We start from the raw sequence: 17,079 nt of genomic DNA on the forward strand, positions 1-17,079 counted from the left end.
ACGTACGCCGCAGGCATCGCTTTGCGATCCCGATGCCGGACCTGTTCAATGGCGAAATTTCCTAAGTCTTCGCTTTCTTCGAAGGTTTCGACTTGCTGGCGCTGTTGAGCGCAATCGCCTGGCGGACGAGCGCCTTGAAGGCCGACTCGTCGACTTCTTCTCCTTCGAGAATGTCGATTGCGCGACGTGCATTTCCATCAAGGCTCGAGTTGAAGAGAGGAGTCGGATCCTTCAGCGACGCGCCCTTGATGAAGGTAAGTTTTACTTTGTCCTTGTAGGATTCGCCGGTGCAGATGATGCCGTCGCGCGCCCAAACCGGGGTGCCCATCCACTTCCACTCTTCGACGACGTCCGGATCCACTTCCTTGATGAGCTGGCGCATTCTGCCGAGGGTTTCCCCGCGCCAGTCCCCCAGCTCGGCGATTCTTTTGGAGATGAGTTCCGATGCCGGCTGACTTTCGCTCGTGTCTGATTTTTTCATGTTCTTGTCCTAAAAATTGCAGATATATACGGTTGCAAGATGGCGGCCATTTCTTTCTATTTTTTTATTTTTCTGACGGAACGACTGTGCGCCGCCCGAACCACATGCGGTGGAAAAGACCGTCTTTCAACACGAACTGATGGAAGAGCGCGGCCGCGACATGGGTTGCGATCAGAATCGCCAGCAAGGTTGCCAGGAATGCGTGGACCTGGAACGTGGGGAATATGGCGAAATTACCGGGCAGGAGTTCGCCCGGGTGCTGGAACACGCTGCGGATGAACCAGCCGGTCAGCCAGCCGCTGGCGACGATCAGGAGCACGATCAAATACAAGCCGTGATGCGCAATGGAGGACAGTCGGTCCAGTAGGGGTGAGCCGGTCGTCGCCGTTGCCGGGCGGGCGCTCCGCATGCGGATGAGGAAGCGCAGGATCATCAATGCAAGCACGCATATGCCGCCCGACATGTGCCACACGAGGATGTCGAGTTTCTTCGGGTTGGTATTGGGCATATCCGCAAGGACGAAGAAGCCGATGCATAGAAGGCCGATGATCATCAGCGCCAGCAGCCAGTGCAGCGCTACCAGCACGGGCTGGTAGCGCGAGGCGAGGGCGCGGCTCACGAAAGGCCTCCTGCTACGCGTTCGAGGCTTGCGAAGAATTTCTGCCAGCCGTACTTGGCGCCCGCGTAGGCCTGCTGCTGGTCCGGCCGGAAGCCCGATTGCTCCATGCGCAGGTGGGTTCCCGTGCCGGTCGGGGTGAGAGTCCAGGAGACGACGCTCTTGAGGCCCAGGGCTTCCCATGTGTAAGACAGCGTTTTGTTCGGCTCGATCGCAAGAACCAGGCACTCGACCACGCCCCAGTCGGCCCGAAGATCGAAACGGTGACCCACGACGGGCTTGAAATCGTTCTGCATCAGCCATTCTTCAATGAGAGGACTTTGCGTGAGCGCGCGCCAGACTTTGTCGAGAGAATGCGGCATTTCCCTTTCCACAATCAGCGTTTTGGTGTCGTTGGTCTGCATCATTGGTCCATCCTTTTCAGTAGGGTTTCCAAGTGGTCAAATCGGCTGTTCCAGAAGGTTGAATAAAAATCTATCCAGTCAATCAGCGGCGCCAGCGCTTTCGGTTCCGCGCTGTAATACGTCTCGCGTCCATCGCGCCGGCCCCGCACCAGGCCGGCTAGCTTGAGCGCGCCGAGATGCTTCGAAATGGCGGGTTGCGATACCCCGGACGGATCGGTCAAGGCATGCACCGTCATTTCACCGTCCCTGCTCAAGCGCTCGAAAATTGCGCGCCGGGTTGGATCGGACAAGATTTTTAGAACAGCCGTCGGTTCTGCGTGCATCGTGAATCCTTGCTTATGCGAGCTTCGTTTTGATTTCTGTGAAGTGCTGCCTCACACGATCAATCATAACCAAATGGTTATGGATGTCAAGGGCCTCATTTTTTTTTGGGGGGGTATCGCACGCGGCGTGCCCGGCTTGGGAAGGTTGGGCTGCGCGCTGACTGAAAAGAGGAAGCGTGTCAAAATTGGCATTTGCTTCAATTCGACAAAGCGAGACTGGCGATGGCTAAGCGGCTGATGATAGAAGGGCGCGTACAGGGTGTCGGTTATCGCGCTTCCTTTGCCGACCAGGCGGTTGCCCTGGGCCTTTCCGGCTGGGTGCGCAATCGGCGAGACGGCTCTGTGGAAGCCTGCGTTCATGGCGAAGCGGCGGCGCTTGAGGCGATCATCCTTTGGGCAAGGCGAGGCCCGCCCGCCGCTCTGGTGCGTAATGTGACCGTCGAGGAAGTCGGAGAGCCGGCGCCTTCGGATGGGGCATTCAGGATTTGCTGACGCAGCGGGTCTCGCGGCAGCTCTCGCAGTGGGTCCTTTAACGCCGGGACCCGGGCCGCGGTTTTAACATCAGCGCCGCCGGACAAGCCTGCCTGCGCCAGGTTTCCTGCTGCTGCCGGCGCGCAGCCTGGCGTCGCTATTGAGCGGCTTTGCGGCAGACAACTCTGCCTCCACGATTTCCACGCGCCTGTTCGCGGCTGCCAGCGATTCCTCGACAGCGCCCAGCCGGCCCTTTGCGCCCGACAATTCGCTGTCGAGCGTCGATATCTTTTCGCGATAGGCGTGCGCGGCGGATTTGCTTTCGGCCTCGATGCGCGTGAACTCGGCTTTCCATTGCCGTGATTCGGCGCGCGCCCTGTCGATTTCCAGCAAGCTGTGCTTGCGCAGTCCATCCAGTTCGGCCTGTCCGCCCGCATGCTCCTCAGCCTTGCGGCTCAGTTCGGCAGCCAGGCCGGCGATGCGCTCGTCTTTTGCCTGCAGCGTGGCGCGCTGTTCCGCCAATGCCTGCTCCAGGCGCTTGATCTGCTGGTCGCGGCCTAGCAGGTCGGCGTTGGCGATGGTCAGCTTCCCCTTCAGTTCGTTGGCGATGTCGATGGCGGCCAGCGTGTCTTCCTGCGCCAGGTCGATCAGTTTTTCCGCTTCCGCCTTTTCTCCGGCAAGTGCAGTGCGCTCGGCGGCGAGCGTGTCGTTGGCCGACTCCACGGCGTAGCGCCATAGCTCGCGGGTGAGGGTGGCTACGGCGTCGGGCAGTCCGGCGACCCCCTTGTCCCGTTTCAGCTTGAGCAGGTCGGCATACCACTCGTTGATGTCCTTTTGCACGTCGCCGTCGGATCCTTTCTTGGCGCCGGTGGTGGCAATCGTCCATTCGCGCACCAGGCCGATGGAAGGCTTTTTGCCCTGGGCGGCGAGCGTATCGCAGGCAGTCCAGCTGAGATTCTGGCGTTCGGACATGTTTTTTCCTTGAAAGGGATCTTAATGCTGGGATTTTACTAAAAAATCGCAATAAAGTAATAATAATTACGTAAATTAAAAGTAATTGAAATTACGTATCTATATATTTAATCGAGATTACGTTAATAATCTCGATTAAATAAACTATCGTGATATTCTGCCCAATCTCCCGAGAAGATTCCGTTTTCATCCTTTATTGAACGCCGCAACGGTTAACAGCTTATGGATCACTTCGCAGTAATAGACCTGGAACGGCCGGACAGGAACGTTAAAGCTCCGGCGCTGACCCTGGACCTGTTTGCCGGCAGCGGCGAGACCGAGCCGCTGGTGGCGGCGCGTTCGGACTCCGAATTGGCGCGCGCCTTCCTGTACAGCAGCGAACTCTCCGAAAATTCGATCAAGAGCGCGAAGAAAGACCTGGGGCGCTTTCTATTGTGGTGCCAGCATCACGGCAAAATGCTGTACCAGCTGCATATCGAAGACTTGATCGCCTACAAGGCTTTCCTGAAAGACCCGCAGCCGGAGGAAACCTGGATCTCGGTCACCAAGTGGCCGCGCGAAGATGCGCGCTGGCGGCCGTTTTCCGGGCCGCTGTCCGAGCCGAGCGTGCGGCAGGCCTTCCGCGTAGTGAAAGCCTTGCTGGAGTTTGCCAAGAACGCAGGATATCTGCGGCGCAACGCCGGCGCCCTGGTCAAGAATGTCAAGACGGCGCGCGATGCGCGGGTCACGCGCTATTTGAGCGCCCAAGCCATAGTTTATGTATACGCGGCGATGGATGAGCTGCCCGCAACCACTCTCGCCAAGGCGAAAGCCAGGGCGCGCGACCGCTTTTTGCTGCTCGGCTATATCACCACCGGCGCCAGGCTGTCCGAGCTGACCGAGGCAAGAATGGGCGCGATGTATACCGAGGGAGACGGGCGCTGGTGGCTGGATGTCGTCGGCAAAGGCGCGAAGCCGCGCAGGCTGCCGGTGGCGCCGGACATGCTGGCGGCGTTTCGCGAGTATCGTACCGCGTTTGGGCTGCCGGCCCATGCGGCGCGCGACGATGCCACGCCGCTGGCGCTGTCCAGCCGCGGACAGGCGCCGGTCCCGATCACCGGCGAGGCCGCTGCCAATGCCATGAAGTCCTTGTTTTCCGCCGCCGCAGTCCTGGCCGAAGCGGCCGGCGAACCGGATAGCGCATCGGCCTTGCGCCAGGCATCCGCGCACTGGCTGCGGCATACCATGCTGACCATGCACGCCAACAACGATGTTTCGCTGAAGGCGCTGCAGGATACGGCGGGCCACGCCAACATTTCGACCACTGCGATCTACCTACACAAGAGCGATAAGGAGCGCCACGATGAATTGATAGGCTCGTTTGCGCGCAAACGCTAAGCGGAAAGAGGGCATCGCTGCTCCTGCGGGCATTCCATAAAAAATTCCATTGAGCAATATTTGTGTTGTTATAATATTGTATTTTGGAAATATCTATTGGGCGCATCCCGCTGCGGGCAGCTCAAGCTGAATCCAGTCCGGCAGCGGCAACCGGCCCGTTGGCCGGCGTCGTGCTGATCCGGGCTGACAATCGGAGAAAACAATCGATGCTGAAAAACATACTGTCCGGCCTGCTTGCATGCGCCGCGATTTTTCCTGTGGCAAGCAATGCCGCAAATCCCGCTGCCAGCGCCGGCATGGTGGTTGATAGTTTCAGCGGCCCGGTTACCGGCAGGGAGATCAATTCCTTCAAGGCGTATATCCAGACACTGGTTCCGGCGACGGACAACATCGGCAACCAGTGGGCCCAGGGCGCCAGCGGCGAGCAGACCAAGGCGATGGGGCTGGTCTACGAAATCAACGGCGACCGCGCCATCCTCGACAAGATGCTGGTGTTTTGCGACAGCGTGCTGTCCGAGCGCAACGACCTGGCGCCGGCGCCGGTCGGCCAGCACAAGATCTGGACCGGCAGGATAGATCCGGTCTGGCCCAACGATGTGACAACGGCGCCGATCGGCACCGGCGGCGAGCAGGGCGACCCGGTCGGGCACCTCGGCTATTGCGCCAGGCTGATCCTGGCTACGCCGTCGATCTGGCACCTGAAGGTCGGCAGCGGCGATCCGAAAAACTACGGCGCCGACTACTACAGCCGGGCAAAAAAATATGTGACGGAAGCGGACTACAGCCTGGACCGCCACATTTTCAAATCCCTGCTCAACCTGACCCGCAATAACCTGTACTATTTTTCCGACGCGTCGCCCTACAAGTCGGGCCTGCCGGTGCCATGGAACCAGCAGATGATGTTCAACTACGCCTTGCAGAACCTGGCAGCCTGCCACGAGATCCTCGGCGACGATCCGTCCCGCGCCGCCAAATACAATGCGATTGTCGGCGCCAGCATTGCTTCCTTTTTTGCTACAGGCGTGACTTCGTACAAGAGCAAGAAGGGCAACGACGTCTATGACTGGGGCTATACCTTGCCCGACAAAAGCGGCGAAGACAACAACCATGGCAGTCTCGACATCGCCGGTTTCTACCGTGCCTATGCCACCGGCCGCTACGCAATCACCAGCGCCGAGATGACCAGGTTCGCTAATACCTTTGTGGATGTGGTGACGCGCGGGCCGCGGGACTATGCGGGAAGAATCAACGGCAGCGACGGCGCCGGCAACAGCGCCCCGACCACCACCGTCAGAAGCGGCTACCTGTTCCTGGCCGAGTTTTTGCCGCAGCAGTATCAGAACATGGTTGCCGCGGACTTCACCATCGGCAAGGCGACTGGCCGGATCGACCAGTTTTCGCGTTTCCTGTGGGTGAAAAACCGGCGCTATGTCAAACCCGCGCAAGCCAGCGGCAGTTGATCGCCTGCGCTGAGCTGGCAGGCTGAGCACCGGGCATTCCGGCCAGCTGCCTGTCCAGCGCTGCCAGCTACACGTGAATCAGGCGGCCGCCGCCAAACGACCAGTTTTCCCAGGCGGTCTCCTTGAAACACACCATCACTTGTTCGGTGTCCAGGCCCTGGCCGGCCAGGGTAGCCATGAGCTCTTCCAGCAGTTTGCGCTTGATCTTGACGTTGCGTCCGACCGACCAGAGGATTTCGATCAGGACGAAATTCTCGCTACGCGCCGATGTCAGGTCCGGATAGCCGGGATCGTAGCGGAAGTCCTCGGCGTCGAGTTCCAGGACGCGCTGGAATTTATCGGTCGCCGGCACGCCGCTTGAAACCAGCGCGGCGTGCACTGCATCGAGAACGCCGGCCTTGAATTCAGCGGATTTCGGTTTGCGGACGGTGATTGTGACGAGCGGCATGCGGGCTCCTTGAAAGGTTATGGATCCTGGCTACAGCGCCACAGCCGCCGCCGTCTGTTCAGGCAAACAGCAAGCGATCGGTGTAGTGAAAATCGTCAGGATTGAAATAGGGCTTGGCCCAGTTATCCGTGGTAGACAAGAACCAGCCCGCGGCAACCGCAGCCTGTTGCTTGGATACAGGCATTTTAGCCGCTGCCGGCGGCGCCACGCTAGCCATCCGGTCGAGGAACTGGAAATGATCGACCAATCCCACCGCTTCTATCGCGAACGCCGTGGCGACATCGCCATCGTAGATCGCCAGCAGGTTGTCGCCATTGGCCTGCTCGCCGCCCAGGGCGAGGTTGGACGAGCCGCAGTAAACCACAGGATCGCTGCCGTTGAAGTCGCATACCACGAACTTGTGATGGATCTGGTGGCCGATGCCGCCGATGCTGCGCACCTGGTCGAATGGCGGCGGCAGAATCGTCTTTCCTGGCTTGCCGGTCACCAGCACGCCGGTCTTCTTGCCCGGGGCATACAGCGCAATGCCGCTGCTGCTGTCTGAAATGCCGTAGCTGAAGATATGCTCATCGGCATGCAGGTTCTTCAGGGCGGTGTAGACCGGGCTGGTGCCGTTGTCGATTTCCATGACGGCAAACAGCACGCTGGCCTGTTTTGCCGATTTCGACCCTTCCTGCTGGATGCGGGTGGCGATATCGCCCAGATTCTTGGTGACGAACTCGGCCGTATGCGGGGCGAAAGTGATGTCGGCCTCGGGCGACGCGCCCTGCGGCACCGAGAAGGTGGCCGAGGAAAATGGCGATTGCAGGTAGGGCGTGAGCTTGACGCCGCCTTGCCATACCGTTTCGAACAACTGCCCGTATTCGGCGGCGACGGCCGCGTCGTCGAATACCAGCACATGGTTGGAATTGACGTACAGGCCAGTGACCGAGAAATTGGTCGAGCCGGTCAGCACCTTCAGCGCGCTGTCCTTGTTGAAGCTGACGAACACCTTGTCATGGGCGTAGCGCTTGAAATGGCCGCGCAGGATGCCGGCTGGGCTTTTGGCCAGCGCCCGGAACTGCGCCTCGAACTGGTCCTCGGGCGTGGGCTTTGCCGCCGAGTGATGAAGCGCCGCATTGTCCAGGATGATGCGCACGCGGCCTTGCCTGGCCAGCTCCAGCAGGATCTTGCAGATGTCCGGTTCGTTGAGGTCGTAGGCGAACACATCGAGATATTGGGACGGATCCTGCAGCACCTCGTTGAGCAGCGCAAAAATCTGCGTGCGCGCCGTCAGCCCCAGCCAGGCGTATTCATCGGCAAAAGTGTAATGCGCACCGGAGGAGTCGCTGCCGGACACCTGCGCGGTATCGAACAGCAGCTCCTCGTTCTTCGGGCGGATCAGGGCGTTGACGCCGAAATGGTGGGTAAACGCCTGCGACTGCGTGTAGCCGCGCGTAAAGCCGAGCTTGAACTTGTTCTTTGCAAACGGCCCCACATAGACCTTGAGCGCGACTCCCTGCGCGGGGTCGAGAGCGATCAGCGACTGCTTGTCGTCAAAATAGCGCGGGGTAACGGTATAGGTGTACTCGCCGAAGAACGGATCCGTGCCCTGATGATTGGAGCCCGGAACATGCAGCCAGCGGAACTTGTGCACCGGCGCGTTCACGCTTGAATTCGGCGGTTCGTGCGGATCCTGGGCGTGGCTGGCGGGGGTCTCGAACTGCAGGGTGTTGTACAGGTAGTAGGGCGGCAGGCCATCGGGCTGGCACTGGATGGTGAAACCCGCCAGATTGACGGCGCTTTGCGCATCGAAAAGATCGAATGCCAGCAGGGTCTTGCAATCCCCGATGTGGGCGGTAACGGACAGCAGCTTCGATTGCTCTGTGACAGACGCCATTACGACTCTCCTGGTTCAGTTGAGCACCTGATGAACGGGCGCCGCAAGCGCCGCGTTTGACGACGGATGAGTTTCTGCGTGTTGCCTTCCACTCAATTCAAAAAGCATTGAAAAATACTAACGGGAAATTATTACAGTGCAATGACTTGCTGAATTGGAAATAAATGGCGCACGGAAGCATGTCCCGCTTTAAGCCAGCGGGTGCGGGTGCGGATGCGGGTGAGGGGAGTTGCAAGCTGGCGTCCCGGCGCCATGCTGCCGGAATCGTGCCGCAAGATGAGCGTTGCCGGCTGGCAGCTCAGCTCAGAAGGTGATGCGGATCGGCATCATCGATCCGGCGATTCAAATCGATGGCAAGTCGCTGCCGGGTCGGTGCGCCCAGGCTGCAGGCGGGCGGTTGTTCGGTCTGGCCGAACCCCGGGCGGGGCAGCAGTGGATCAACGAACATATTCATGTAAATTATTAAAAATAATCTATAACTATATGATTTAATTCATTTATACGTCAACGATGATATTTTACTTTTAATATTTCACTTGAAGATTGTTTGCCGTCTCAGCAGCCGTCCGTGCGTATGGCCAGCAACGGAAAAAACCGATCATGGCGGAATAACGGATGTCACGGCTTTCTTCGACGCAAAATAATTAGTATCGATGTTATGCGACGTCATACAAGCTGAGTGACGATCTTGGCATTGAGGCATTTCGTGTTGAATAATCCTGGCTCCGTCTGACCAGGAATTCAGGAAATTGGCGATGCCAATATTTAAGTGATTGCACCGCTGAAACTAACGTTGTACGATAACGTATCACTAAATCGCTTTTACCGTGGATCAGCCAGCGGTTGTGAATACATAAAAACCAGGAGACAAACCAATGAAGCAAGCTATTTCCATGCTGTGCGCCGCCTGTGTGGCGTCGCTGGCGCTGAGCGCTGTGCCGGGCCATGCCAGGGAGTTCCGCGACGCCGATGTCCAGCCGGCCGATTATCCGACCGTCGTCGCCGTCAACTACATGTCCGACCTGATGAAGCAGCGCAGCCAGGGCAAATACAGCATCAAGGTGTATCCGAACAGCCAATTGGGCAGCGAGCCGGACACGGTCGAGCAGGTCAAGCTGGGGGCGATTGAATTTACCCGTACCCATGCCAGCGTGCTCAACGCCATCTGTCCGGAAACGATGCTGCCTTCCTTGCCGTTCGTGTTCCGCAGCAAGGAACATATGCGGCACGTGCTGGACGGCCCGATCGGCGATGAAATCCTGCGTTCTTGCGAGGCCCACGGCCTGGTCGGCCTGGCGTTCTACGATTCCGGCGCGCGCTTTTTCTATACCAAGAAGCCGGTCAGGAACCTGGCTGACCTGAAAGGCATGAAGATCCGCGTGCCGCAGTCTGAATTGTCGGTGGCCATGCTGCAGGCGCTGCATGCCAATGCGACGCCGATGGCGACTTCCGAGGTCTACACCGGCATCAAGAGCGGCATCGTCGACGGCGCCGAAAACAACTGGCCGACTTACCAGACCGCCCATCACTTCGAAATAGCTCCGTATGTGCTGCTGGACGAGCATGACATGACGCCGGAAATACTGCTGGTGTCGAAAGTGATCTTCGACAAGCTGTCGCCCGATGACCAGAAAATGATACGCCAGAGCGCCAAGGCATCCGTGCCTTACATGCGCAAGCTGTGGGACGCGCAGGAAATTTCTTCGCGCGCCATTGCCGAAAAGGCCGGGGTGCATATCGCCGCCGCCAACAAGGCTGAATTCCAGGCGAGCATGGCGCCGGTGTATGCCAGATTCGTCACTACGCCGAACATGAAAGACTTGCTCAAGCGCATGCAGGACACGCAATAAGCGCGCCCTCCAAACCATCCAGGAACCGCTTATGACCAATGCCAAAATCCCGGCGGATGCAATTGACGGCAAGGCGGCGACCGCCTTGCTGCCGCCTTTTGCCTTCCTCACCCGCTGCAACGCCTGGCTCTCCCTGATGTGCATGAGGCTGGCGGTAGCCGGCCTGATCCTGATTGCGCTGGCAGTGTTCGGCCAGATCTTCGGCCGCTATGTCCTCAACAGCAGCCCCTCGTGGACCGAGGCTTTCGCTCTGCTGATGGTGCTGTACGTGACCAATATCGGCGTCGCCGTCTGCGTGCGCGACGACCGCCACATGGGCGTCGAACTGCTGACCGGCGCCTTGCCGCCGAAGGCGAGGGTAGTGCTGAAGATAGGAATCCATCTGCTGGTCATCGTGTTTGCGTTGCTGATGATCTGGAACGGCTGGATCCTGGGCCGCCAGATCATGGATTACATGATCCCCAACCTCGGGCTTTCCCAAGGCTTGACCTACTGGCCGCTGATGCTGTCCGGATGCCTGATCGTCCTGTTTTCGGTTGAGCACATCATCGCCTTGCTGCAACATACAAAGGTACTTCCATCATGGCATTGACCCTGCTGTCCGTCAGTTTCCTGGTATTGCTGCTGCTGGGCGTACCTATCTCGTTTTCCATCGGACTGTCGGCAATTGCCGCCATCTTCTATGAAGGATTGCCGATCGCCGTGATTTTCCAGCGCATGATCGCCGGCATGAGCGTGTTTTCCTTCCTCACCATTCCTTTCTTCATCTTTGCCGGCGAACTGATGCTGTACGGCGGCATCGCCGACCGCATCATCCAGTGCGCGCGCAGCGCGGTCGGCCATATCCGCGGCGGCCTGGGCATGACCAATGTGCTGGCCTGCACCTTGTTCGGCGGGGTTTCCGGCTCGCCGGTGGCGGATATCTCGGCCATGGGAGCGGTCATGATTCCGATGATGAAACGGGAGAACTACGACACCGACTATGCGGTCAACGTCACCACCCATTCCTCGCTGGTGGGCGTGCTGATGCCGACGTCGCACAACATCATCATCTACGCGCTGGTGGCTGGCGGCGGCGTTTCCATCACCACGCTGATCCTGGCCGGGCTGCTGCCGGCCGCGATCCTGACCCTGGCCAACCTCGCCGTCGCCTACCTGGTGGCTGTGCACCGCGGCTATCCGGCCGGTGCCTTCCTCGGCTGGCGGGTGGCCTTGCATAGCGTCCTGCGCGCGGTGCCGGGTTTGATGGTGGTGGTGATCATCATCGCCGGCATCACGTCCGGCATCTTCACCGCCACGGAATCGGCCGCGATTGCGGTGTTTTACGCGCTGTTGCTGACCACGCTGGTGTACCGCAGCCTGAGCTGGGAGAACTTCCTGAAGGCGGCAGTCAAGTCGGTCAAGACCACCGGCGTGATCCTGATGCTGATCAGCATTTCCTCCGCCTTCGGCTATCTGATCAGCCTGTACAGCGTGGCCGACACGGTCGGCGCGGCGCTGATGGCGGTGAGCAGCAATCCGATCGTGATTTTCCTGCTGATCAACCTGGCCTTGCTGCTGTTCGGGACTTTCCTCGACATGGCCGCGCACATCCTGATCTGCACGCCGATTTTCCTGCCCATCTGCCAGCATTTCGGCATGGGGCCGGTGCAGTTCGGCATGATGCTGCTGATTAACTGTTCGCTGGGATTGAATGCGCCGCCTATCGGCGCAGCACAGATCATCGGCTGCACTATCGGCGGCATCCGCATGGGGCAGATCATGCGCACCATCTGGCCGTTTTACCTGGCGCTGTTGCTGACCTTGCTGCTGGTGACCTTCGTGCCCGGGTTTTCGCTGTGGATTCCGGCTTTGCTGAACTAGCGATATAGATTGCCTTTTTGATAGTGTTTCCAGGGTCGAGAGGTTTTTCAATTTCGGCAGGATCAGGCAATCCTTGAACAGCATTGATCTACCCCGTTTTCCGGCCTTCCGCCTAAGATGAAATCAAGCTTTCACTCATCAGCGGAGATTCCATGAAAACGGTAGACCACATTTATATCAACGGCAGCTTCATTAAACCTCACGGCAAGGAAGTGCTCGAACTCGTCAATCCGTCGACCCGGGCTGCCATCGCCCGGGTTACGCTGGCTGACGAGCAGGATGCGCAAGCAGCGATTGCCGCGGCAAAAGCTGCCTACCAGAGCTTTTCGCGCACCAGCAAAGAGCAGCGCATGGCGTATTTGCAGCGCCTGCACGACGCCGTGGCGGCACGCTCGGAGGAACTGCTGGAGGTCATGATTGAAGAATACGGCGGTCCGCTGCGGATCAGCAGGGCGAGCACGCAGCGCGCGGCCGACAGTTTTCTCCAGGCTAGAGAGCTGTTGAAGACTTTCGAGTTCGTCCAGCATGTCGGCATCTCGAAAGTCGTGCTGGAACCCTTGGGCGTAGTCGGCCTGATTACGCCCTGGAACGCCAGCTACAGCTTCATCTGCAGCAAGCTGGCGATGGCGGTTGCCGCCGGCAGCACTGCCGTCATCAAGCCCAGCGAGCTGAGCGCCCTCCAGACCCAGCTGCTGACCGAGTGCCTGCATACGGCCGGATTGCCGCCTGGCGTGATCAATATCGTGACTGGACGCGGGGCGACGGTAGGCGCAGAGATGACTCGCCATCCCGATATCGCCAAGATTTCGTTCACGGGATCGACGCTGGTCGGGAAAACCATCGCCCGCGGGGCGGTGGATACCATGAAGCGGGTCACGCTGGAGCTGGGCGGCAAATCGCCCAACCTGATCCTGGACGATGCCGATCTTGCAACAGCCATTCCGCTGGCCGTGGCAGCGGCGACGGTCAACAGCGGCCAGGCCTGCATGGCGGGAACGCGCCTGATCGTGCCGGAAAGCCGGCTCGATGAAGTCAAGCGCCTGGCGAAAGATGCGATGCAGTCTTTGCGGGTAGGCAATCCGCGCGACAGCGCCACGGCGATCGGGCCGATGGTGACGCAAACGCAGTATGATCGGGTGCAAGGCTATATCCGCCTGGGCATAGAAGAAGGCGCGGAATTGCTGACCGGAGGCCCCGGACATCCGGCCGGTCTCGAAAGCGGCTACTTTGTGAAGCCGACCGTGTTCGCCAACGTCACCATGGATATGCGGATTGCGAAGGAAGAAATTTTCGGGCCGGTGCTGGTGATCCTTAGCTATAAAACCGAGGACGAAGCTATCGAGATGGCAAACGATACGATTTACGGCTTGCATGCGTTCGTCAGTTCGTCCGACCTGGGACGGGCGAACCGGGTGGCTGCCCAGATCGTCGCCGGCCGGGTGTTCATCAACGGCATGTACGATGAACCGCGCGCGCCGTTCGGCGGATTCAAGCAGTCTGGCATCGGCCGCGAATTTGGCCGCTATGGACTGGAGGCCTATCTGGAACCCAAAGCCGTCATGGGCCACGGTGAAACGAGCAATGAAAATACACAGTAACGGCGACAACCCCGGATTCCCGTCCGTCGCGCTGGATCTCCTGCGGGACGAAGCGCTCAGTCATTTCGGCGGCGTTCCCGAGACCCAGAGGGATGTGCGCACGGCGCTGCCGTATCTCTCGTTCATCCGCTTCACCCGTCCGACCGAACTCACCAGGGGCATCCTGGAGCCGTCGATGTGCCTGGTGCTGCAAGGGAAGAAAAAGGTCCTCATCGGCAGCGAGATCTCGCACTACGGACGCGGCAGCTATGTGCTTTCCGCCATCGATATGCCGGTCTCCGGCCAGGTCTCGGACGCCTCGCTTGCCGAGCCCTACCTGGGGGTAAGGATTGCGTTGGATGCCCGGGAAATTGCGGCGCAGATCATTGAACACAAGCTTGCGGTTCCCAAGAACTCCCAGCCGCGCGCCGCTGCTTATGTGGAAGCCGCGGACGCCGAGCTGCAGGATGCCTTCCTGCGGCTGGCAAGGCTGCTGAAGAAACCCCGCGACCTGGCCGTCCTGGCGCCGCTGGTCAAGCAGGAAATCCTGTTTCGCCTCATCAGCGCCAGGAATGGCGGCCTGCTGGCCCAGACTGTGCTGGCTCACGATCAGGAAAAGGGCGTCAACCAGGCCATCCACTGGATCAAGACCAACTACGCTGAACCGATGCACATCGAGAAGCTGGCCAAGACGGTCAGCATGAGCGTGTCCAATCTGCATCATCGTTTCAAGGCCATCACCGTGATGAGTCCTTTGCAATATCAAAAGCAGGTACGCTTGCTGGAAGCGCGCAAGCTGCTCCTGGGCGGCAGCATCGAAGCGGCCACCGTCGCTTTCAAGGTGGGCTATGAAAGCCCGTCGCAGTTCAGCCGGGAATATCGCAGGTTGTTCGGCGCCTCGCCGTTGCAAGACATGGAGTACCTGAAGCATCATGAGCTGGATCAATAGCGCCTGGGCCGGCTTGCGGCCGAATCTGTCAGCTAGGAAAATTCTGCCGCGCGGACCAGCAGCGACAGGCGCTTGACCAGAGGCTCGAACAGTTCCGCCGCCGTATTGCCGTATCCCAGCACCAGGCCGTTGTCTTCGGGACGCGGCTGCAGCGCGAAAGCCGATAGCGGCGAGGGCGCGATGCCGTAGCGCCGGGCTGCCTCCACGATCTTGCGATCGGGATAACACGCCGGCAACCGTACCGTGAGATGCAGGCCGCAATAGCCGCCTTCGATAGCATGCGGCACTTGCAGGTGCCGGCCCAAGGCCTCGCGCAGCGCCTGCTGGCGGTCGCGGTAGAGGCGCCGCATGCGTCCCAGGTGGCGGCTGAACTGGCCGCTTTCGATGAATTCCGCCAGCGCCAGCTGTTCGTAACGGTGGCCGCCGCGCAGCATTTCTTCCAGCGGCGTCTGCAATCCGGCCAGCAGCTCGGCTGGCAGCACCAGGAAGCCCAGCCGCAAGGACGGGAACATGGTCTTGCTGAAAGTGCCGACGTACAGCACCGGCGCTTGCTCCACCAACCCCTGCATGGCGCCGATGGATTCGCCGGCATGGCGGAATTCGCTGTCGTAGTCGTCTTCGATGATCCAGGCGTGGCGGCGGCGCGCCTGCGCAATCAGGTCGAGGCGGCGCGCCACTGCCAGCACGGCGCCGGCCGGATATTGATGCGAGGGCGTGGTATAGATCAGGCGCGGCGGCCGCGATGTCCAGTCCTCTGTGGTTGCGGCCAGCCCTTCCGCATCGACCCGCATGGGGACTATGCGCAGGTCGCCCGCATGCATGGCGGCCTTGGCGCCACGATAGCCCGGATCCTCGATCCAGCCGGTATCGCCAGGATTGCTCAGCAGGCGCACGCACAGCAGCAGTGCTTCCTGCGCGCCCTCGGTAATGATCACCTGGGCCGGCTCGCAACGCACGCCGCGCGCCATGCCCAGGTGGCGGGCGATGGCGGTGCGCAGGGCCGGCTCGCCCAGGGGATCGCCATAGCCCAGGGCTGCTGAGCCGCCGCGCTGGATCGCGTGGTCAAGCGCGCGGCGCCAGGCCGCCAGCGGAAAATGTGGCAAGGCCGGCGTTCCCGGGCGTAAGATTGCGCAGGCATCGCTGCGCGGCGCACTTGGCTGGATGCGCGTCAGGCGTTGCGCGATCAGGGGCGCAGGCGGCGCGTCAGGTGCTTTGCGCGGAGAAAGCGACCGCGGCGGCCGCGGCAAGGCCGCGACCCTGGTTCCCTGGCGGTCGGGCTGCACATACCCTTCGGCGGCAAGCAGATCGTAGGCGGCGGTTACCGTGTTGCGTGAAATCGACAGCGCCTCGGCCAAGGCGCGCGAACCCGGCAGGCGGCTTCCAGCCATCAGGCCGCCGTCCAGGATGGCTTCCTTGATGCGCCGGTATAGCTGCCGTTGCATGGGTGCTGCATCGCGGTCTTTGTCCAGCGGGGCTTCGAGCAAGGCTTGCGGCACGAGAACTGAGGAGGTCGTCATGGAAAAGGCGGGAGGGTTTGAGCGAGATCGCGTGGCACTATGAAATATACCTGATGTGGCACTTTTTCTGGAGCCACGAAACGGGTACTTTAGCACATGCCCTGCACACGCCGGGCTTGACCAGCCAAGGAACCGCATATGACCAGCATCTTGAACCAGTACCAGCAACCGATAGGCGCAGCCGTACCCGGCTGGACCCCGCGCGCGCGGCCGCCGCGCCAGCCGATTGAAGGACGCTACTGCCGCCTCGAAGCGCTGGATCCGCAGCGCCATGCGGCAGAGCTGTACGAGGCCTACAGCCAGGCGGCGGATGAGCGCGACTGGACCTATCTGTCGACCGGCCCGTTCGCCGATGCCGCCGGCTACCTCGAATACGCCGAGCGCGCCGCCGCCAGCACCGATCCCTTGCACTACGCCGTCATCGAGCGCCAGAGCGGGAAGGCGGTCGGCACCCTGGCGCTGATGCGGATCGACCCGGCCAACGGCGTCATCGAAGTCGGGTTTGTCACGTTCTCGCCGCTCTTGAAGCGCACGCCTGTTTCTAGCGAAGCCCAGTACCTGCTGATGAAGCACGTGTTCGATGAGCTGGGCTACCGGCGCTACGAATGGAAATGCGACAGCCTGAACGCACCTTCGCGCCAGGCGGCCGCGCGGCTCGGTTTCCAGTTCGAGGGCATATTCCGCCAGGCCGTGGTCTACAAGGGGCGCAACCGCGATACCGCCTGGTTCGCCATCATCGATCGCGAATGGCCGGCGCTGCGCACGGCCTTTGAAACGTGGCTGGCGCCGGAAAATTTCGACGCCCAGGGGCAGCAGCGGCTATCCCTGACGCAGATACGCGCCGTGCAATCCATCGCCGGCTAGTTCCGCTGCTCGCCATGGTTTTACTATA

The 17,079-nt window shown here is 60.3% G+C and carries 17 protein-coding genes and 1 pseudogene; 10 read left to right on the top strand and 8 right to left on the bottom strand.

Annotation, left to right across the window (positions count from 1 at the left end; translation table 11 throughout):
- Positions 1-61: 61 nt before the first annotated feature.
- From KHU30_RS03280 to KHU30_RS03295, 4 genes are all read right to left on the bottom strand, one after another.
- On the bottom strand, positions 62-481 hold the full coding sequence (locus KHU30_RS03280; protein WP_211441194.1) for a DUF1801 domain-containing protein: 420 nt from the start codon (positions 479-481) through the stop codon (positions 62-64).
- A gap of 64 nt (positions 482-545) precedes the next feature.
- Positions 546-1,100, bottom strand: a complete 555-nt coding sequence (locus KHU30_RS03285) for a cytochrome b (protein WP_211441195.1) — start codon at positions 1,098-1,100, stop codon at positions 546-548.
- Entirely contained in the window at positions 1,097-1,504 is a 408-nt protein-coding gene (locus KHU30_RS03290) for an SRPBCC family protein (RefSeq protein ID WP_211441196.1), read from the bottom strand. Before KHU30_RS03290 ends, KHU30_RS03285 begins: the two co-directional genes overlap by 4 nt.
- The gene (locus KHU30_RS03295; RefSeq protein WP_211441197.1) at positions 1,501-1,824 is read right to left on the bottom strand and encodes an ArsR/SmtB family transcription factor; all 324 of its coding nucleotides are present in this window, start codon (positions 1,822-1,824) and stop codon (positions 1,501-1,503) included. Before KHU30_RS03295 ends, KHU30_RS03290 begins: the two co-directional genes overlap by 4 nt.
- Positions 1,825-2,046: 222 nt before the next feature.
- Between KHU30_RS03295 and KHU30_RS03300 the strand changes: the two genes are divergently transcribed.
- Positions 2,047-2,316 (top strand): acylphosphatase, encoded by a 270-nt coding sequence (locus KHU30_RS03300; protein WP_211441198.1) that lies wholly within the window; start codon positions 2,047-2,049, stop codon positions 2,314-2,316.
- 69 nt (positions 2,317-2,385) lie between these two features.
- On the opposite strand, the gene KHU30_RS03305 is transcribed toward KHU30_RS03300, so the two are convergent.
- Positions 2,386-3,267 (bottom strand): DNA-binding protein, encoded by an 882-nt coding sequence (locus KHU30_RS03305; protein WP_211441199.1) that lies wholly within the window; start codon positions 3,265-3,267, stop codon positions 2,386-2,388.
- A 222-nt stretch (positions 3,268-3,489) separates the two neighbouring features.
- Here KHU30_RS03305 and KHU30_RS03310 point away from each other — a divergent pair, with 222 nt between their 5' ends.
- Together KHU30_RS03310 and KHU30_RS03315 are read left to right on the top strand one after the other, a co-directional pair.
- Positions 3,490-4,644 (top strand): tyrosine-type recombinase/integrase, encoded by a 1,155-nt coding sequence (locus KHU30_RS03310; protein ID WP_211441200.1) that lies wholly within the window; start codon positions 3,490-3,492, stop codon positions 4,642-4,644.
- A gap of 206 nt (positions 4,645-4,850) precedes the next feature.
- Positions 4,851-6,104: a hypothetical protein gene (locus KHU30_RS03315; RefSeq protein ID WP_211441201.1), complete on the top strand. Its 1,254-nt coding sequence runs from the start codon at positions 4,851-4,853 to the stop codon at positions 6,102-6,104.
- 67 nt (positions 6,105-6,171) lie between these two features.
- On the opposite strand, the gene KHU30_RS03320 is transcribed toward KHU30_RS03315, so the two are convergent.
- Both KHU30_RS03320 and KHU30_RS03325 read right to left on the bottom strand, forming a co-directional pair.
- Positions 6,172-6,552 (bottom strand): tautomerase family protein, encoded by a 381-nt coding sequence (locus tag KHU30_RS03320; RefSeq protein WP_211441202.1) that lies wholly within the window; start codon positions 6,550-6,552, stop codon positions 6,172-6,174.
- Between the two features lie 58 nt (positions 6,553-6,610).
- Positions 6,611-8,431, bottom strand: a complete 1,821-nt coding sequence (locus KHU30_RS03325; protein ID WP_211441203.1) for a phospholipase D-like domain-containing protein — start codon at positions 8,429-8,431, stop codon at positions 6,611-6,613.
- A gap of 313 nt (positions 8,432-8,744) precedes the next feature.
- Between KHU30_RS03325 and KHU30_RS03330 the strand changes: the two genes are divergently transcribed.
- From KHU30_RS03330 to KHU30_RS03355, 6 genes are all read left to right on the top strand, one after another.
- Positions 8,745-8,897 (top strand): hypothetical protein, encoded by a 153-nt coding sequence (locus KHU30_RS03330; RefSeq protein WP_211441204.1) that lies wholly within the window; start codon positions 8,745-8,747, stop codon positions 8,895-8,897.
- A 409-nt stretch (positions 8,898-9,306) separates the two neighbouring features.
- On the top strand, positions 9,307-10,281 hold the full coding sequence (locus KHU30_RS03335; protein WP_211441205.1) for a TRAP transporter substrate-binding protein: 975 nt from the start codon (positions 9,307-9,309) through the stop codon (positions 10,279-10,281).
- A 31-nt stretch (positions 10,282-10,312) separates the two neighbouring features.
- On the top strand, positions 10,313-10,873 hold the full coding sequence (locus tag KHU30_RS03340; RefSeq protein ID WP_211441206.1) for a TRAP transporter small permease: 561 nt from the start codon (positions 10,313-10,315) through the stop codon (positions 10,871-10,873).
- Positions 10,864-12,144 (top strand): TRAP transporter large permease, encoded by a 1,281-nt coding sequence (locus KHU30_RS03345; protein ID WP_211441207.1) that lies wholly within the window; start codon positions 10,864-10,866, stop codon positions 12,142-12,144. Before KHU30_RS03340 ends, KHU30_RS03345 begins: the two co-directional genes overlap by 10 nt.
- Positions 12,145-12,296: 152 nt before the next feature.
- A complete protein-coding gene (locus KHU30_RS03350; protein ID WP_211441208.1) occupies positions 12,297-13,742 on the top strand; it encodes an aldehyde dehydrogenase family protein in 1,446 nt (481 codons plus the stop codon).
- The gene (locus KHU30_RS03355; protein ID WP_211441209.1) at positions 13,726-14,670 is read left to right on the top strand and encodes an AraC family transcriptional regulator; all 945 of its coding nucleotides are present in this window, start codon (positions 13,726-13,728) and stop codon (positions 14,668-14,670) included. The genes KHU30_RS03350 and KHU30_RS03355 overlap by 17 nt, the downstream gene beginning before the upstream one ends.
- 32 nt (positions 14,671-14,702) lie before the next feature.
- On the opposite strand, the gene pdxR is transcribed toward KHU30_RS03355, so the two are convergent.
- Positions 14,703-16,187 carry a MocR-like pyridoxine biosynthesis transcription factor PdxR gene (gene pdxR / locus KHU30_RS03360; RefSeq protein ID WP_211441210.1) on the bottom strand — a complete coding sequence of 495 codons (1,485 nt, stop codon included), beginning with the start codon at positions 16,185-16,187 and terminating at the stop codon, positions 14,703-14,705.
- A 138-nt stretch (positions 16,188-16,325) separates the two neighbouring features.
- Here pdxR and KHU30_RS03365 point away from each other — a divergent pair.
- Positions 16,326-17,045 (top strand): annotated as a pseudogene (locus KHU30_RS03365) (GNAT family N-acetyltransferase); the annotation flags it as partial.
- Between the last annotated feature and the right edge of the window lie 34 nt (positions 17,046-17,079).

This window comes from Collimonas humicola (assembly GCF_018304945.1).
In the GTDB taxonomy this organism is placed as follows: domain Bacteria; phylum Pseudomonadota; class Gammaproteobacteria; order Burkholderiales; family Burkholderiaceae_D; genus Collimonas; species Collimonas humicola.

Coding starts and splice junctions, on each gene's coding strand:
- KHU30_RS03340 (WP_211441206.1), top strand. CDS start 10,313: ATGACCAATGCCAAAATCCCGGCGGATGCAATTGACGGCAAGGCGGCG.
- KHU30_RS03350 (WP_211441208.1), top strand. CDS start 12,297: ATGAAAACGGTAGACCACATTTATATCAACGGCAGCTTCATTAAACCT.
- KHU30_RS03330 (WP_211441204.1), top strand. CDS start 8,745: ATGCGGATCGGCATCATCGATCCGGCGATTCAAATCGATGGCAAGTCG.
- KHU30_RS03315 (WP_211441201.1), top strand. CDS start 4,851: ATGCTGAAAAACATACTGTCCGGCCTGCTTGCATGCGCCGCGATTTTT.
- pdxR (WP_211441210.1), bottom strand. CDS start 16,187: ATGACGACCTCCTCAGTTCTCGTGCCGCAAGCCTTGCTCGAAGCCCCG.
- KHU30_RS03295 (WP_211441197.1), bottom strand. CDS start 1,824: ATGCACGCAGAACCGACGGCTGTTCTAAAAATCTTGTCCGATCCAACC.
- KHU30_RS03320 (WP_211441202.1), bottom strand. CDS start 6,552: ATGCCGCTCGTCACAATCACCGTCCGCAAACCGAAATCCGCTGAATTC.
- KHU30_RS03300 (WP_211441198.1), top strand. CDS start 2,047: ATGGCTAAGCGGCTGATGATAGAAGGGCGCGTACAGGGTGTCGGTTAT.
- KHU30_RS03335 (WP_211441205.1), top strand. CDS start 9,307: ATGAAGCAAGCTATTTCCATGCTGTGCGCCGCCTGTGTGGCGTCGCTG.
- KHU30_RS03325 (WP_211441203.1), bottom strand. CDS start 8,431: ATGGCGTCTGTCACAGAGCAATCGAAGCTGCTGTCCGTTACCGCCCAC.
- KHU30_RS03290 (WP_211441196.1), bottom strand. CDS start 1,504: ATGATGCAGACCAACGACACCAAAACGCTGATTGTGGAAAGGGAAATG.
- KHU30_RS03355 (WP_211441209.1), top strand. CDS start 13,726: ATGAAAATACACAGTAACGGCGACAACCCCGGATTCCCGTCCGTCGCG.
- KHU30_RS03310 (WP_211441200.1), top strand. CDS start 3,490: ATGGATCACTTCGCAGTAATAGACCTGGAACGGCCGGACAGGAACGTT.
- KHU30_RS03345 (WP_211441207.1), top strand. CDS start 10,864: ATGGCATTGACCCTGCTGTCCGTCAGTTTCCTGGTATTGCTGCTGCTG.
- KHU30_RS03305 (WP_211441199.1), bottom strand. CDS start 3,267: ATGTCCGAACGCCAGAATCTCAGCTGGACTGCCTGCGATACGCTCGCC.
- KHU30_RS03280 (WP_211441194.1), bottom strand. CDS start 481: ATGAAAAAATCAGACACGAGCGAAAGTCAGCCGGCATCGGAACTCATC.